The organism is Falsibacillus albus, assembly GCF_003668575.1.
GTDB classification, from domain to species: domain Bacteria; phylum Bacillota; class Bacilli; order Bacillales; family DSM-25281; genus Falsibacillus; species Falsibacillus albus.
Genome location: NZ_RCVZ01000004.1, coordinates 1 through 16949 on the forward strand (window position 1 = coordinate 1; position 16949 = coordinate 16949).

The 16949-nt window shown below is 42.9% G+C and carries 15 protein-coding genes; 12 read left to right on the forward strand and 3 right to left on the reverse strand.

Annotation, left to right across the window (positions count from 1 at the left end; translation table 11 throughout):
- Positions 1–548: 548 nt before the first annotated feature.
- Complete coding sequence (locus D9X91_RS07170; RefSeq protein ID WP_121679919.1) at positions 549–1337, reverse strand: TIGR00266 family protein; 789 nt, start codon at positions 1335–1337, stop codon at positions 549–551.
- Between the two features lie 198 nt (positions 1338–1535).
- On the opposite strand from D9X91_RS07170, the gene D9X91_RS07175 reads away from it, so the two are divergent.
- On the forward strand, positions 1536–1973 hold the full coding sequence (locus D9X91_RS07175; protein WP_121679920.1) for a peptidylprolyl isomerase: 438 nt from the start codon (positions 1536–1538) through the stop codon (positions 1971–1973).
- Positions 1974–2038: 65 nt separating this feature from the next.
- On the opposite strand, the gene D9X91_RS07180 is transcribed toward D9X91_RS07175, so the two are convergent.
- Positions 2039–3325 (reverse strand): MDR family MFS transporter, encoded by a 1287-nt coding sequence (locus D9X91_RS07180; RefSeq protein WP_121679921.1) that lies wholly within the window; start codon positions 3323–3325, stop codon positions 2039–2041.
- A gap of 270 nt (positions 3326–3595) precedes the next feature.
- Here D9X91_RS07180 and D9X91_RS07185 point away from each other — a divergent pair, with 270 nt between their 5' ends.
- The gene (locus D9X91_RS07185; RefSeq protein WP_121679922.1) at positions 3596–4099 is read left to right on the forward strand and encodes a DinB family protein; all 504 of its coding nucleotides are present in this window, start codon (positions 3596–3598) and stop codon (positions 4097–4099) included.
- Between the two features lie 44 nt (positions 4100–4143).
- Entirely contained in the window at positions 4144–4812 is a 669-nt protein-coding gene (locus D9X91_RS07190; protein ID WP_121679923.1) for a Dph6-related ATP pyrophosphatase, read from the forward strand.
- A 115-nt stretch (positions 4813–4927) separates the two neighbouring features.
- Here D9X91_RS07190 and D9X91_RS07195 read toward each other — a convergent pair whose 3' ends face one another.
- Positions 4928–5278 carry a winged helix-turn-helix transcriptional regulator gene (locus D9X91_RS07195; protein ID WP_121679924.1) on the reverse strand — a complete coding sequence of 117 codons (351 nt, stop codon included), beginning with the start codon at positions 5276–5278 and terminating at the stop codon, positions 4928–4930.
- A gap of 503 nt (positions 5279–5781) precedes the next feature.
- On the opposite strand from D9X91_RS07195, the gene D9X91_RS07200 reads away from it, so the two are divergent.
- From D9X91_RS07200 to carB, 9 genes are all read left to right on the forward strand, one after another.
- Entirely contained in the window at positions 5782–6216 is a 435-nt protein-coding gene (locus tag D9X91_RS07200; RefSeq protein ID WP_121679925.1) for a MarR family winged helix-turn-helix transcriptional regulator, read from the forward strand.
- A gap of 15 nt (positions 6217–6231) precedes the next feature.
- Positions 6232–7206 (forward strand): ring-cleaving dioxygenase, encoded by a 975-nt coding sequence (locus tag D9X91_RS07205; protein WP_121679926.1) that lies wholly within the window; start codon positions 6232–6234, stop codon positions 7204–7206.
- A 16-nt stretch (positions 7207–7222) separates the two neighbouring features.
- Positions 7223–7840 carry an alpha/beta hydrolase gene (locus tag D9X91_RS07210; RefSeq protein ID WP_121679927.1) on the forward strand — a complete coding sequence of 206 codons (618 nt, stop codon included), beginning with the start codon at positions 7223–7225 and terminating at the stop codon, positions 7838–7840.
- 463 nt (positions 7841–8303) lie between these two features.
- Positions 8304–9341 carry an N-acetyl-gamma-glutamyl-phosphate reductase gene (gene argC / locus D9X91_RS07215; RefSeq protein WP_121679928.1) on the forward strand — a complete coding sequence of 346 codons (1038 nt, stop codon included), beginning with the start codon at positions 8304–8306 and terminating at the stop codon, positions 9339–9341.
- 16 nt (positions 9342–9357) lie between these two features.
- The gene (argJ, locus tag D9X91_RS07220; protein WP_267900805.1) at positions 9358–10599 is read left to right on the forward strand and encodes a bifunctional glutamate N-acetyltransferase/amino-acid acetyltransferase ArgJ; all 1242 of its coding nucleotides are present in this window, start codon (positions 9358–9360) and stop codon (positions 10597–10599) included.
- 14 nt (positions 10600–10613) lie between these two features.
- Positions 10614–11411 (forward strand): acetylglutamate kinase, encoded by a 798-nt coding sequence (argB, locus tag D9X91_RS07225; RefSeq protein ID WP_121679929.1) that lies wholly within the window; start codon positions 10614–10616, stop codon positions 11409–11411.
- Positions 11395–12591 (forward strand): aspartate aminotransferase family protein, encoded by a 1197-nt coding sequence (locus D9X91_RS07230; RefSeq protein WP_121679930.1) that lies wholly within the window; start codon positions 11395–11397, stop codon positions 12589–12591. The genes argB and D9X91_RS07230 overlap by 17 nt, the downstream gene beginning before the upstream one ends.
- Before the next feature lie 27 nt (positions 12592–12618).
- Positions 12619–13719: a carbamoyl phosphate synthase small subunit gene (locus D9X91_RS07235; protein ID WP_121679931.1), complete on the forward strand. Its 1101-nt coding sequence runs from the start codon at positions 12619–12621 to the stop codon at positions 13717–13719.
- Complete coding sequence (gene carB, locus D9X91_RS07240) at positions 13703–16933, forward strand: carbamoyl-phosphate synthase (glutamine-hydrolyzing) large subunit (protein ID WP_121679932.1); 3231 nt, start codon at positions 13703–13705, stop codon at positions 16931–16933. The genes D9X91_RS07235 and carB overlap by 17 nt, the downstream gene beginning before the upstream one ends.
- Positions 16934–16949: the final 16 nt, after the last annotated feature.

Genomic DNA, 16949 nt, shown 5'->3' on the forward strand with positions numbered 1-16949 from the left:
CTGACGGTCACCAGAACAGAGATCTGATGCCCGTCGGGGAGCGAAAAGGGTCCTGACGGTCACCAGAACAGGGATCTGTTGCCTGACGGAGAGCGAAATAGATACTGACGGTCATCAGAACGGGGATCTGATGCCCGTTGGAGATCCAAATGTGTACTGGCGGTCATCAGAACAGAGATCTGATGACCGACGGAGAGAGAAAAGGGTCCTGACGGTCACCAGAACGGGGATCTGATGCCCGTCGGGGAGAGAAATGAGCACGGAAGGTAATCAGAATGGAGATCTGGTGCCCGACGGAGAGCGAAATAGATACTGACGGTAACCAGAACGAGGATCAGGTGCCCGTCGGTGAGAGAAATGAGCACTGACGGTCACCAAAACGAGGATCTGATGCCCGTCAGAAAGATTATTGGAAATAATGGTAACCTGGACGAGACAACTGCGGGAAACTATATAAGGTTTTCAGGTTGAACCCCAAAAAATGGTATCGAGATGTTCACACCTCGATACCATTTATTGCATTGCGATATTATATTTGTAGAAATGGATCAATCTCCGTTTAAAAGGTCGAAAACACCTCTTGCAAGGCTTCCTTCGTCTTTGGAGCCGCCATGGGATGGCATCGCAGAAAATACCCTGCTGGCAAGACGGCTGAATGGAAGGGACTGCACCCAAACGGTTCCAGGTCCGCGAAGAGTCGCGAAAAACAGACCTTCGCCTCCGAATAGAGCAGTCTTGACACCTTTTACAAATTCTATGTTATAGTTTACACGGCTAGTCATGGCAACCAAGCAGCCTGTATCGACACGCAGCGTTTCTCCAGAAGACAGGTCCTTTCTATGTAACGTGCCTCCTGCATGGACAAATGCCATTCCATCTCCTTCAAGCTTTTGCATGATGAAGCCTTCTCCTCCAAAGAAGCCTGTACCAAGCTTCCGCTGAAATTCAACCCCGACAGTAACCCCTTTTGCAGCAGCAAGGAATGCGTCTTTTTGACAAATGATTTTCCCTTCAAATTGGCTTAAATCTAATGGTATGATTTTCCCGGGATAAGGTGAGGCGAAAGATACGCGCTTCTTATCATAACCTTGATTCGTAAAGGTGGTCATAAATAGGCTTTCACCCGTCAGCACCCTTTTTCCTGCGCTGAACAACTTCCCTACAAAGCCGCCGCCTGCATTTGACCCGTCACCGAAGATCGTCTCCATCTGGATATTGTCTTCCATCATCATCAGGCTTCCTGCTTCGGCAACGACGGTTTCCTGTGGGTCCAACTCGACTTCAACGAATTGCATGTCGTCACCATGAATCTTAAAATCTATCTCATGATTATTCACTACTAAACCCCCTTGTTTATTTCTTTAACATTATTTTAAAAGAAATTGCCATGAACTCCAATGAAAATATTTTGAAAATGATGTCAATACATTCAATTTACGGGAATCGTGAGGGTCTGCGGGTCGGTCCGAAACATTTCCTGTTCAGCACGAATCATGGTATGATAAAGATTGATTTTACAAAAGGAGTTGTTTTAAATGGCGAAAAAAGGATACATATTAATGAAAAACGGCGAAAAAATTGAATTTAATCTTTTCCCGAATGAAGCGCCTGGAACAGTTGCGAATTTCGAAAAGCTTGCAAATGAAGGATTCTATAATGGTTTGACTTTCCACCGCGTCATTCCTGGTTTTGTCAGTCAAGGAGGAGATCCAAACGGAAACGGAACTGGAGGCCCTGGGTACACAATCAAATGTGAAACAGAAGGCAATCCGCATAAGCATGAAGTTGGATCATTATCGATGGCACATGCTGGTAAAGATACTGGCGGCAGCCAATTTTTCATCGTTCACGAGCCACAGCCGCATTTGAACGGAGTGCACACTGTTTTTGGCAAAGTCACTTCCAATGTGGAAGCTGCAAAAGCTATGAAAAACGGTGATGTAATGGAAAAAGTAGAAGTATTTGATGCTTAAATAACTTAAATAACATAAAAAGGAGGCTTCCCCCAATGTGTTTTCACTGATGGGGGAAGCCTTCTTTATTGCTGTAGTGCTTTTTCTCTTTTAATCGTCATGGTTTTCGAGCTTAATTTATCAATCCATACGTAAATTATTCCCGCTGCGATGCATCCGACCCCGAGCATGGAAAAAAGAACATTGCCAAGTGAACGGTCCAGCAAAAAACCTGAAATAAGCGGTCCGATCGCACCTCCGAGAATCCATTGTAATCCTGCTGCCCCCATATAAGTGCCGCGTAAATGCTCTGGCGCCAAGTTTGAAATAAACGTCATCTGGACGGGAGTAATGAGCATTTCCCCGACTGTATAGATTCCGTAAACAATCAATAAAACCATTAATATGATGGTGAAATCGGTTCGATCCTCATAAAAATAATAGGGCAGCCAGCCAACAGCCAATTGACCAAGGCCGAAAAGAAGTGTACCCAAAACCATAATAAAACCGATTTTTTTCCTTGAGGCGAAGCTGGAAATCGGCAGCTGGAATAGCACTACAAGGATCCCGTTGAAAGCCATCAAATAAGGAAAAGGATTTTGGCTGGGAGATAAGTGCTTCAGTTCATTGTCAAAATGCAGAGGGAGCATTCCTTCAGTCTGTGAAAATGACATGGAAATGATAATTCCCGTCAAAACAAAGATCAATAATAACTTATCTTGGACAAGAACCTTGAAAGGAGAAGGCAGGTTTTCTTTCTCTTCATCCTTATCAAGGACCGAATCCTTGCGTTCCTTTATGGGCAGGCTCTCTCTAATGAAGAAGGCCACAATCAATGCATAAATGATGACAGATGATGCAGTGATCATGAAGATGATGCTTTTTGAGATGACGATGATGGATGCCCCGATCAACGGCCCCGTTGCAGCACCGATATTGTGGCCAAGGCGCAGCAAGCCGAATGCTTCTGTTCTTTTATCAGGCTCTGTCACGTCAGCAACCATGGCGGAGGCAGCCGGGTGAAAGAGCGAATTAAAAAATCCCATGAATGCTGAAAGCAATACAAAAGCAAGAAATGAATCAAAAAAGATAAATCCGATCATGATCAAACCATTTCCAAGCATCGACCCGATCATGATGGGCTTGCGGCCATAGACATCTGCCATTCGGCCACCCAGCATAGTCCCGAACACGGATGCAATCGGTGCAACTGACATGATTACCCCAACAAGCCACATGGAATCGACTTTATCCTTTAAATATAAGGCCAGAAAAGGCATGAGCATCATGAAAGCGACACCGTTCATGGCTTCGCCGGCAAAACGAATCCACACGTTACGATCGAGTCCTTTTAATTGTTGGAAAGACCTCATTTTAATCACCTGCAATTTCCAGTAGAATAATTAAATCATAACAAAAATTTGCAATTTCTTTATTTTTTTGAAATTTCTATTTTTTTACTAAAGATTAGTTGACCTCAACTTTCGATTCTATAAATACATTTTAGTTTTTATAGAATTCATTCCAAAGCATCCATCGTATGAATTTATCCTCCTCCTAAAGGCTGAAGGGATATTCAACATCAAAATAGAATCTATAGTGATGAATGAAAAAGCAATCGATTAGAAAAGGAGATGAAATGAATGTTCCAAACGATCGATGGATTTTTGCTCTCATGGAAATATGAATCAGAATTGACGATGAAAATTTTAAATGCACTGACAGATCTCTCCCTGGACCAGCCTGTTTCAAAGGACGATAGGTCTCTCGGAAGCATTGCCTGGCACTTGGTTACGTCTCCGCTTGTACTATTAGGTCACACAGGCTTGATATTTCAAGCTCCAAACGATCAAGACCCGGTACCTGACCGTGCAGATGAAATTGTTAGTGCGTACAATGAGATGAACGAGTCTTTTATGAATGCCATTCAGAGTCAATGGGAAGACAGTGACCTTACTGCCATGAGCAACATGTTTGGCAGGGAGCTGCCAAATCATTTCTTTTTAATGACGCTTATTCGCCATCAAATTCATCATCGAGGTCAAATGACGGTCTTGATGAGGCAAGCTGATTTGAAGGTTCCAGGTATTTATGGTCCGGCAAGGGAAGAGTGGGCAGCATTGGGATTGGAAAAACCCAAACTTTAATTATGCTTAGACACAAGTATATAAATAAAATATAGGAGGTAATTATGGCTGAACGGATTGTCATATCATGGAGTGGGGGCAAGGATAGTGCCTTTGCACTCTATAAGATTCTAAAAGAAGGAGAATATATCGTCGACTCATTATTGACTACCATTACAGAAGGATATAATAGGATCAGTATCCACGGTGTAAGGGAAGATCTACTGGAAGAGCAAGCAGAAAGCCTGGGCATACCATTAAGAAAAATGTATATTCCACAAAATAGTTCGGATGCTGATTATCAAAAAATCATGATCGAGAAATTAAGGGAAATTAAACGCGAAGGAATAAATACCATCATGTTTGGTGATATATTCCTAGAAGATGTAAGATTGTATCGCGAAAAATTGATCCATCAAACAGACATGAATGCAGTGTTTCCTTTATGGGGGTATCAATCAGAATACTTGATAAATGACTTTATATCACTTGGATTCAAGACGGTCACGACTTGCATAGATACAGAGGTTTTGACGGACCAATTCCTGGGTCAAACTATTGATGAAGATTTTTTGAGAGAAATGCCAAAAAATATTGACCATTGTGGTGAGAACGGAGAATTTCACACATTTACATATGCTGGACCGATTTTTCATGAGCGCATCCAGATAAAAACGGGCGAGAAGGTGGATAGAGGGAGGTTTCATTTTTGCGAACTGCATACTGTAAGTTGAAAAAAGGTGCTCGGAGATAGGTAACTCCGAGCACCTTTTTTTCAAGTTGATTGCATTGGAAATCATCATTCGAGGAATAACAACAAACTATACGAAAAGGGCCCCTTGTAAAACTTCATTCAACAGGCTCTAGCAATACCTCATTTTTATCGGGGTATACACGTTCGATATGCTGTTCTCCCCATGCGCACAAGAGATCAAGGATTTCCTTTAAGGACCAGCCATAATCCGTGAGTGAGTATTCCACCTTTGGGGGAACCTGATTGTAAACTGTCCTCAAGATGACCCCGTCCTCCTCCAGTTCTCGAAGCTGCTGGGTCAGCATCTTCTGAGTGATGAGGGGCATCAGTTTCTTTAATTCGCTTGTCCGTTTTTTGCCTTTGATCAAGTGGCAGAGAATGACGACCTTCCATTTGCCCCCGATTACCTCCAACGCTGCTTCTACGGGAATATTATATTTTTTCATGGAGCTCCCTCCTTGAATGCTGAAATGTTTTTTATAATAGGCTTTTTTCGTAAAGATTGTTGCTATTTATCAAAGTTTGTACAAGGTTGGTTTCCGCGAAAGGAGGATCGCTTTCCGAGGGGCCTCACACGAAGTGAGGTCGTTCGATGTTGGCACACGACGTGCCGAACTTAATCGAACATCCACCTTACCTCCCCTCGCTTCGGGGTCTCACCTGTCCCGCTATTTCCATCCGGAGTCTCGCATCTTCCGTCCCAATCAACACCATATGATGAATTTCATTAATAAAACTAATAAAAACAACCATCATTGAGAAAACAGCCTATCAGAAAAACGGTAATAAACAATAATCTTTTGAAAACAGCTTTATAATAACATGTACTTTATTTGATAGCCAGTACGCACTTTTTGGTGCCTATTCTGAATCTGACTTCAAACAGATTTATTGACTTCCAATCAGTTTAGGTATAAACTGATAACAATCAAATTAAAGGGGTGATCCCATGACATATTCGAAAAATGATGAGCGATTGGGGCTGTTGCTTTGGTTTCGTTTATCCAGGCTGTATTCCCAGAGCATTCGCGAATCCAATCAGCATTTGAAAAAATGGAACTTGACCGCCGCTCAATTTGATGTACTTGTGCAGGTAGGTTCACATGCAAGAATCACGCAGCAGCAGCTTGCAGAGAAGCTTTTCGTCACAAAAGGGAATATCACCCAGCTTTTAAGCAGGATGGAGCAGCTTGAGTTGATCCAACGAGAAAAAGAGTGGAAAACAAAATATATTTCATTGACTGAGTCAGGGGAAAAATTATTTGGAGAAGTTGTTCCAAAACAGGAAACTTTTCAGGCTTCCCAGTTCGATGGATTGACAAAAGAAGAAAAGAAACAATTGCTTGAATTATTAAAAAAGGCAATGCCAAATAAAAATGATTAATCGGGAGGTATTATTATGGAATTAAAAGGAATACACCATGTTTCAGCCATTACGGCTAAAGCACCTGAAAACTTTAAATTTTACACAAATGTTTTAGGCTTGAGGCTGATAAAAAAAACGGTCAATCAGGATGACACTTCTGTGTATCATCTATTCTATGGCGATGAAGTAGGTAATCCTGGAACCGAATTGACTTTTTTTGAAATACCTATGGCCGCGAAGAATCATGAAGGGAATAACAGTATTTCTGCTTTATCCTTGCGGGTACCTAATGATGGAGCTTTGTCCTATTGGGCTGCCAGGTTTGATGAATTTGGAGTGGATCATGAAGAGGTTATTGCCCGTGCGGGACGGAAAACAATGGCGTTTAAGGATTTTGAAGGTCAACGCTTCATACTCGTTTCAGATGAAAACAATAAGGGTGTATCAGGGGGAATTCCTTGGGAGCATAGCCCAATCCCACAAGAATTCGCCATCAGGGGGCTAGGACCCGTTAAATTGACGGTTCCGTATGCCGAAGCAACAGGCGGGGTATTGATGGATGTAATGGGCTTCAGGAAAAAAGGAAGCTACCCTTCAGAAATAGAGGGCCAGCCTGACATTCTTGTGTTTGAAACTGGGGAAGGCGGCAGCGGTGCAGAGGTCCATGTCGAGGAAAGGAAGGACCTGGCGCCAGAAAGGCCAGGACGAGGAGGCGTGCACCATGTGGCATTCCGGGTCGATAACGAAGAAGAGTTAAGAAAATGGATCGATCATATTAAACAATCGCGTTACCCAAATTCAGGGTTTGTTGATCGCTTTTATTTTAAATCACTCTACTTCAGGGAGCCGAATGGGATATTATTTGAACTGGCAACGGACGGTCCTGGCTTTGCAACTGACGAAGAATTGGATCATTTGGGAGAATCGCTGGCATTGCCGCCATTTTTGGAACCTCAGCGAAAACAGATCGAAGCAAGATTAAAACCTTTGAATACGAAGAGTCAATGAGAAGGGAGAAGGGAAGATGAGGCATATTTTCAAACAAGGTGAAGATCCCCATGCACCGGTACTCCTGCTTCTCCACGGAACCGGAGGGACGGAAAAGGATTTATTGCCGATTGGCAGCATGCTTTCCCCTGGATCTTCCGTCCTGAGTGTAAGGGGCAATGTGTCGGAGCATGGGATGCCGCGGTTTTTCAAACGTTTAGCAGAAGGGGTTTTCGATGAAGAAGACTTGATTTTTCGTACGAGAGAACTAAATGCATTTTTATTGGAAAGCTCCGAAAAATATGGGTTTGATCGTGGAAATCTAATTGCCGTCGGGTATTCCAACGGAGCAAATATTGCGGGAAGTCTATTATTTCATTATGAGGATGCGCTAAAGGGTGCGATTCTTTTTCACCCTATGGTCCCTAGAAGAGGACTTAAACTCCCTGATTTAAGCGGTATTCGGACTTTTATTGGTGCTGGGGAAAATGATCCCCTTATACCAGTGGAAGAAACAAATGAATTGGTCCGACTACTATCCGGTGCGGATGCTGATGTAGAGATGCATTGGGAAAGAAACGGCCATCAATTATCAAGCGGCGAAATTGGAGCTGCAAGAAAGTGGCTTGAAGAAAATTATTTAACTGAATCCTAAAATTAACATGAAATCACCAAAAAAGCTGGCATCCATGTGCCAGCTTTTTTGGTATGTGTATATTGATGCGAATGCATATAAATACAAAATTTTGTATGAGGATGTCTTTGAGAGCTCGACCCCCAATGATCTGGATTAAGAGTGATTTCGAGTTTTGTAGATTTTTTTGGTGTTTTTTAAAAAGTTGTTGTTTTTAGGAGCCACTCTAAAAATAATTCATCCTATGTGGTTGATTGGAGCGGAGGTTGTGATACTCCAGAAGGGTCAGCGGGACATGTAAGTCACCGCAGGCGGAGCGGAAGAAGCACCTCGGGAAAGCGAGCATCCTGCATCGAAAAGCATCAATACTGTTCCTTTTATTTATTGCAACAGTAATCAAATAAAAAGAATTTTTAAAAAAACGTTGAATATAAATTCATATGTATGTATAATAATTCAATATTAAGGTTATGGAGGTTCTAAATTGAAGGCAGGAATCATTGGTGCGACCGGATACAGTGGTATCGAACTGGTTCGATTATTGCACTTTCATCCAAACGTGGATCTCGTAAAAATCATATCAAACTCTAAGAATGGAGAAGAAATTTCAGAAGTGTTCCCGCACTTGTCCAACATTTTTCAGCTGGAGCTCAGTACGTTGGATATTGATGAATTGGCAAAAGGAGTGGACTTAATATTTTTGGCCGTCCCTTCAGGCATCAGTAAAAAGATACTTCCTGTATTTATGGAAAAGGAAATAAAATGCGTTGATTTATCAGGTGATTTTCGCTTGAAAAATCCAGAAGATTATGAAAAATGGTATGGAGGAAGAACTGCGGATAAGCATTATTTAACACAGGCCACATACGGATTGAGCGAAATATTCAAGGAAGATATTCGTAATGCGCATTACATTGCCAATCCTGGATGCTATCCGACAGCTGCACTTCTCGGTTTGATACCAGCATTAAAAAACGGCATCATCGATAAGGATTCGATCATCATCGATGGAAAGTCAGGAGCTTCAGGAGCAGGTAGGAAAGCTGCCACCGCGACTTTATTTGCCGAGATAAATGAAAATGTAAAAGCTTATAAACTTGGAAAGCATCAGCATATACCCGAAATTGAACAAATTTTGGGAAAGGTGAGCAGTGAAATTATCAACATCACCTTCACGACACACTTGCTGCCCATTACAAGAGGCATAATGTGTACGATGTACACAAAGCTTCAAGGAACAACATCTGAAGAGAAAGTGATTGATTTGTATAAAGCTTTTTATGAAGAAACTGAATTTATAAGAATCAGAGATGCCGGAAGAATCCCAGCGATCAAAGAGGTATCAGGTTCAAACTATTGTGATATTGGCTTTGCAATCGACGAACGAACTGGAACATTGGTGATTGTCTCATGCATTGATAACATTCTAAAAGGAGCAGCGGGGCAGGCCATTCAAAATATGAATTTGATGATGGGATGGGATGAATCTTTGGGGCTGACAGCAGCACCGTCTTATCCATAAAAAGGAAGTGGTTAGTGTGAATGTCAATATAAAGGGAAAGAGCGAAAAAATAAAAGTATTGAAGGATGGATCGGTTACATCTCCAATGGGCTTTCATGCAGGCGGGCTGTTTTGCGGACTCCGCAAAAAAAGACTGGATATAGGATGGTTGATGTCAGAGGTTCCTGCAGCTGCAGCTGGCGTCTTTACGGTGAACCAGTTCCAGGCTGCTCCGCTCCTTGTGACACAAGAAAGCTTGAATGAACAAGGAATCCTTCAAGGGATCATTGTCAATTCTGGGAATGCTAATGCCTGCACCGGTCTTAAAGGGCTTGAGGATGCCTATGAAATGAGATCTCTTTTTGCAGGGAAAATGGCCATTCCAGAATATACTGCTGCTGTTGTTTCAACAGGTGTAATAGGGGTGCCGCTCCCGATGGAGAAAATTTTCGATGGGATCCACGCGATTCCCAGCACACCCATGCAATGGAATGTCAATGACTTTGAACTGGCCATTTTGACCACCGATACTTGTACGAAGCATGCAGCTGCAGAATTGATAATCGATGGAAAGAAAGTACATATCGGAGGTGCCGCAAAGGGGTCTGGGATGATCCACCCCAATATGGCAACGATGCTGGGGTTTGTTACGACCGATGCTAACATCGACAAGGCCACTTTAAAAAAGGCATTAAGTCAAGCTGTGAATAAAACCTTCAATCAGATTACAGTCGACGGTGATACGAGTACAAATGATATGGTCCTTATCCTGGCAAATGGTTTAGCAGAAAACCAATTACTATCACCTTCTCATCCAGAATGGGATATTTTCATGGAGGGTCTAGAGGAAATATGCAAGGAGCTCGCCAAGAAAATTGCAAGGGATGGTGAGGGGGCAACAAAACTGATAGAAGTGATCGTGAAAGGGGCACAAAGCGAAGAAGCGGCAAAGGTGATTGGCAAATCTGTTGTCGGGTCCAGTTTAGTAAAATCCGCAATCTTCGGGAAAGATGCAAATTGGGGAAGGATCATTTGTGCAGCAGGTTATGGCGGAATTCCCCTTGAGCTTGAAAAAATCGTGCTTCATTTAGGTCCTTACGAAATCGTTTCAAATGGTCAATCTTCGCCTTTTTCAGAAGAAGAGGTAAAAGCGTATTTGGAAAAAAATGAGTCGATTCAAATTCAATTAGATGTTGGGGATGGCAGTGGAGAATCTGTCAGCTGGGGCTGTGACTTGACATACGATTACGTGAGGATCAATGCATCCTATCGAACATAATAGGGAGGCGGAATATGAGCTACCTTGTCATTAAATGTGGGGGAAGCATATTTGAACAAATGGATCCCTCTTTTTATACCGATTTGGTGAAAATTGCAGACACTGGAAAATGGAAGCCCATTTTTGTACATGGAGGAGGGCCGGCAATTACCAATTTCTTATCCGACTTAGGAATTAAAACAACTTTTGTTGATGGGATCCGTATGACCAGTCAAGAAATGATTGATGCCATTGAAATGGTACTGAGCGGATCCATTAACAAGAAGGCTGTTAGGGAGATTGCCAAAGCAGGGGGAAGGGCAGTGGGGATAAGCGGCACTGATGCCGGACTCCTTAAGGCAGTCATCAAGGATGAGAAGCTTGGTTTGGTTGGGAGTATGGCAGCCGTCGATCCCGAAATCATCATCACTTTATGCGATCAAGGAATCATACCGGTTGTTTCCCCTCTTGGATTGACCGCAGATGGGCAATTATGCAATATCAATGGAGATGATGCTGCTTCAGCAATCGCTGCGAGCTTGTCAGCGAAGCTTTGCTTATTGACGGATACTCCCGGCATTATGAATCGGGAAGGGGAGACTGTAAACTTTTTAACAACATTGGAAGCGGAGCAATTCATCAAGGATGGCATCATCAGCGGAGGGATGATTCCCAAAACAAGTTCCATCATTGAATCGTTGAAGAATGGGGTGCCAGAAGCAATGATCCTTGATGGCAGGACAAATGAATGTTTGACAAGCCTTTTATCCGGAATGATTAAAGGTACGAAAATTTACATTGAGGAGGAGCCGGCCTATGCAAAACCAAGCTGAAATCACTAAGCAGTCTACGCCAGTGATGGCGACTTATAATCGATTCCCCATCACTTTGGTGAACGGGAAAGAAAGTTATGTATGGGATGATGAAGGGTTAGAGTACCTAGACTTTACTTCCGGGATAGCAGCATGCAACCTTGGTCACTCACCGCAGTATGTAAAGGATAGATTAATAGATCAGATGAATGGCCTTTGGCATTGCTCGAATCTCTACCATATCCCTGCTCAGGAAAAGCTGGCAGAAGCTTTGGTGAACATATCTTGCGGGGATCAAGTGTTTTTTTGCAATAGTGGGGCGGAAGCGAATGAAGCCGCAATAAAGCTTGCTAGAAAATATTCACAGCTAGTCCTCGGAAATGAGGATTCGGAAATCATCACGTTCACTCAATCGTTTCATGGCCGTACGCTTGGCGCCTTATCAGCCACTGGACAGCAAAAGATCAAAGACGGATTTTCTCCTTTGGTAAAAGGTTTCAAACATTTGCCATTCAATGATCTTGATGGATTGGACGAAATCGATCCTCAAAAGACATGCGCCGTTCTATTGGAGCTCGTTCAAGGAGAAGGCGGAGTCGTCCCGGCAGATGAAGAATGGCTGCAAAAGCTCGCTTCCATTTGCCGCAAAAATAATCTTTTGCTGATGGCAGACGAAGTCCAAACCGGGATAGGAAGGACAGGAGCAATGTTTGCCTACGAGCATTATGGCATTGAGCCGGATGTCCTTGTATTGGCGAAAGGATTGGGATCAGGCATTCCGATCGGTGCAATCGTTGCAAAAAAACATGTCGCTTCCTGCTTCACTCCAGGAACCCATGGCACTACTTTTGGCGGGAATCCGCTTGCTTCCACAGCTGGCTTGGCAACGCTTGAATATATCCAACACGAAAAGATAGTAGAACATGCCGGACGAATGGGCGAATACTTTCACAAACGGCTCTCTCAGCTCGCCAAGGAAGTCAATGGAATTGCGGCTGTAAGAGGAAAAGGACTGCTGCTGGGTTTGGAAACGGAAAATGCCATGGAAATTGTGAAGCAGGCTCATAAGCATCACTTATTATTATTGCCGGCAGGTCCAAATGTGGTGAGGATCCTTCCTCCATTGACAGTTAATATAGAGGAAATCGACAAGGCAATGGAAGTTTTAAAGACAATCTTTAAGAAGCATGATCAGAGCTAATCATGAAATAGTGTAGGAGGGGAAAATATGGATGGATTCCTTGTATTGGAAAATGGATCAGTATATAAAGGTGAATTAATCGGAAAGATACAGGAGATTACAGGTGAATTGGTTTTTAATACAGGAATGACGGGCTATCAAGAAATGCTGACAGACCCTTCCTATGCCGGACAGATCATCGTTTTTTGCTATCCGATGATCGGCAATTACGGAATAAACCTGACTGATGACGAGAGTGACCGCGTTCAGCTGCAGGGCGTCGTGATTGACGAAGAATGTGAATTCCCGAGTCATTTCCGTTCTGAGAGAACATTCTCCGAACAACTTTTACAGGCAGGAGTTATGGGTATTAAAGGTATCGATACGAGAGAGCTAGTGAAAGTTATCAGGAATACCGGTACCTTGCGAGGGATCATAATGAATAAATTACCTGATTCCTATCAATCTATAGATTTTTGGGAAGAAAAAAAATCTTCCCATCCTTATCCACTGGTAGAACAGGTTTCAACTTTGGAAATCAAGACCTTTTCTAATGCTGGCCCACATGTCGCCGTCATGGATTACGGTTATAAAAAGTCTATCGTAGATTCTTTGCTGCAAGAAGGTTGTAAAGTTACAATCGTCCCTTATTCATATCCATTCAAAGACATGTTGAACCTTAATCCGGACGGGGTGCTTTTCAGCAACGGCCCGGGAGACCCGATGGATTTGATTGAACACCTGGGTGAAATAAAAAAAATGACAGAACATTTTCCATCCTTAGGGATCTGTTTAGGGCACCAGCTGATCGCGCTTGCCTATGGAGCGAAAACTTCTAAGCTGAGATTCGGGCATCGTGGGGGCAACCACCCGGTAAAGGATCTTCAAACAGGCAAAGTATCGATGACTTCACAAAATCATGGTTTTGTCGTAGAGGAACAGTCCATCAGCGAGGAGATATTTAAGATTACACACATAAATGTCAATGACAGGACAATCGAAGGCATCCAGCACATAGATCTGCCAGTTTCATCGGTTCAGTTTCACCCGGAAGCACATCCTGGTCCCAGTGATACGAACAAGATTATCAAGGATTTCATTAATCAAATCATTAAATTAGGAGACAGCCGTTATGCCATTACATCATGATATCAAAAAAGTCATCGTAATCGGTTCGGGACCGATCATCATCGGACAGGGAGCGGAATTTGACTATGCAGGCACACAAGCCTGCCTTGCTCTTAAAGAAGAAGGGATAAGTGTCATTTTGGTCAATAATAACCCTGCCACGATAATGACGGATCATTCCATCGTCGATCAGGTTTATATCGAACCGCTTACTGTCGAAACCCTGGAGAAAATCATCATCAACGAAAAACCAGATGGGATTATCGGGACCCTTGGAGGACAGACAGGATTGAATTTAACCGTTGAACTCTATGAGGCTGGAATTTTGGAAAAATATCATGTCAAGGTTCTGGGAACTTCAGTTGAATCTATCATTAAAGGGGAGGATAGAAAGCAGTTTCGAGAGCTGATGATTGAGATCAATGAACCCATACCCGCATCAAAAATCGTTCATGCACAAGAGGAAGGCTTAAGTTTTGCAGAAGAAATCGGTTTTCCCTTAATCATTCGCCCTGCCTATACACTTGGAGGTGAAGGCGGGGGGATAGCTGGAAATATGGATGAACTAAAGAGGATGCTGGCAAATGGCCTAGAGTTAAGCCCCATCCATCAAGTACTGGTTGAACAAAGCATCAAGGGATGGAAGGAAATCGAGTATGAAGTAATGAGAGATGACAATGATACTTGCATCATTGTCTGCAATATGGAAAATATGGATCCGGTCGGGGTGCATACTGGCGATTCCATTGTCGTCGCACCATCTCAGACACTTACGGATAAGCAATATCAATTGCTTCGAGATGCCTCCTTAAAAATTATCAGGGAATTAAAAATCATTGGGGGCTGCAATATCCAATTTGCCCTTGATCCGAATTCAGATGATTATTTCATCATTGAAGTCAATCCAAGGGTCAGTCGGTCTTCAGCCCTCGCGTCAAAAGCAACAGGGTATCCGATTGCAAGGATCGCAGCCAAATGTGCTCTGGGATATCATTTGGATGAAATACTGAATCCGATCACAAGCAATACGTATGCTGCCTTTGAGCCTGCACTCGATTATGCAGTCGTGAAGCTGCCGCGTTTTCCTTTCGATAAATTCACTGAAGCAGATCACAATCTGGGAACACAAATGAAAGCGACCGGGGAAGTGATGGCGATAGACAGGTCCTTTGAAGGAGCATTAAATAAAGGATTAAGATCGCTCGAGATGAATATTTTTGGATTGAATTTGGATGTTTGCAAGAAGTGGACACAAAAAGATATCAACTACCATTTGGAAATGGCGACTGGGAATCGGTTATTTGCCATTGCGGAAGCTTTTCGAAGAGGCAGCAGCATCTCAGACATTCATGAGATGACCCTGATCGATGAATGGTTTTTATATAAAATACTTGGAATGATCGAGCTGGAGGCATTGCTTGTTCAAGAAGGATGGAACAGTCTTCCGGCTACATTACTCATAAAGGCTAAAGAAATGAATTTCAGCGATGCTTATATGGGCTCACTACTCAATGTATCAGAACGGGCAGTCCGCCAAAAAAGAAACGAATTGGGCATTAAGCCGGTCTATAAGCAAGTCGATACATGTGCAGGTGAATTTGAAGCGGCGACACCTTACTACTATTCTACTTGGAAAGGATATGATGAGGCAGATCGGACGACAAAAGAAAAGATTCTTGTCCTTGGGTCTGGACCAATCCGCATCGGCCAAGGGATTGAATTCGACTATTGTTCTGTCCATGCTGCGCTTGCACTGAAAGAAATGGGCTATGAAGCAGTTGTAATGAACAATAACCCTGAAACGGTGAGCACCGATTATTCCATCGCAGACCGTCTATATTTCGAGCCATTGGCCATCGAGGATATCCTTCATGTTGTAGAAAAGGAACAAGTCAAAGGGGTGCTTGTCCAATTTGGCGGACAGACTGCCATAAATGTAGCGGAAGAACTAAAAGATGAAGGGATCAATGTCCTGGGAACGACAGTCGAATCCATTCACAAGCTGGAAGAGCGTAAAGAATTCACTGATTTGCTTGAAAGTCTGCACATCCCTCATTTTAAAGGACTGTCCATAAAAGATTCATCAGTCTTGCTGCAAGCAGCCGAGGACACCGGTTTTCCAATCATCGTCCGCCCTTCTTATGTGACCGGGGGACAGTCCATGGTCATTTGCAGGACGCCTGAGGAACTTAATTTATATACAAGAAAAGCTGAAAATCTAAATCAAAATAAATCATGTCCAATTTTGATCGACCGCTATGTCCCCGGAACAGAATGTGAAATGGATATCATCAGTGATGGAAAGGAAATCATCATTCCCGGCATATTTGAACACATTGAAAAAGCAGGTGTCCATTCAGGCGACAGTGTTGCAGTCATGCCTCCCGTTTCACTTACGGAAGAAATGAAGAAAACAATGTGCCATTATGCAGAAAAGATTGCGAAGGAACTGCCGGTAATCGGCATGATGAATATTCAGTTTGTCATCGATGGGGACATCGTCCGTGTACTCGAAGTGAATCCAAGGGCATCCAGAACCGTGCCGATCATGACGAAAATCACGAATATTCCTATGGTTAAATGGGCTACATTTGTTCAATTGGGGATGCCGATCGAAGAATTGCATTCAAAATCTGGATTATTGGCTGAACCATTATTTTATTCTGTGAAAACACCTGTTTTTTCTGCCCATAAACTTACTGGCGCAGACCATTTTCTAGGCCCGGAAATGAAATCGACCGGTGAAGTGCTCGGGATTGATTTTGAATTAGGCAATGCTCTTCATAAATCATTGTTTATCGGTAAGAAAAGTCCCTTTGCAGGTTCAGGAGAAGAGAATAAAACAATCCTTTTATCAATTTCCGATCATGAGAAGGCAAGCAGCCTGCAACTTGTGAAAGAATTAGTGGAAAAAGGGTTCAAGATAGCCGCGACTGAGGGAACGGCAAATTTATTCAGGCAGCATGGCATCATGGTGAAAGACGTTATTGATAAAGACGTATCACCAAAGGATGTCTTTGAACAAAGGGATATTTCCGTGGTCATCAATGTAGCCAATTCAGGCTATGACAAAAATAATTTTGGATATCAGCTCAGGCAGGAGGCAACTAAATATGCAGTGCCTTGCTTTACCAGCCTTGAAACAGCTGCGGCGGCAATCCAATTTTCTGCTGACGGAATATATGAAGTAAAGCCATTATCACAGTTTTTGTCCATGGAGTTATCCAGATCGTAAGGGGAGGTTGATATGT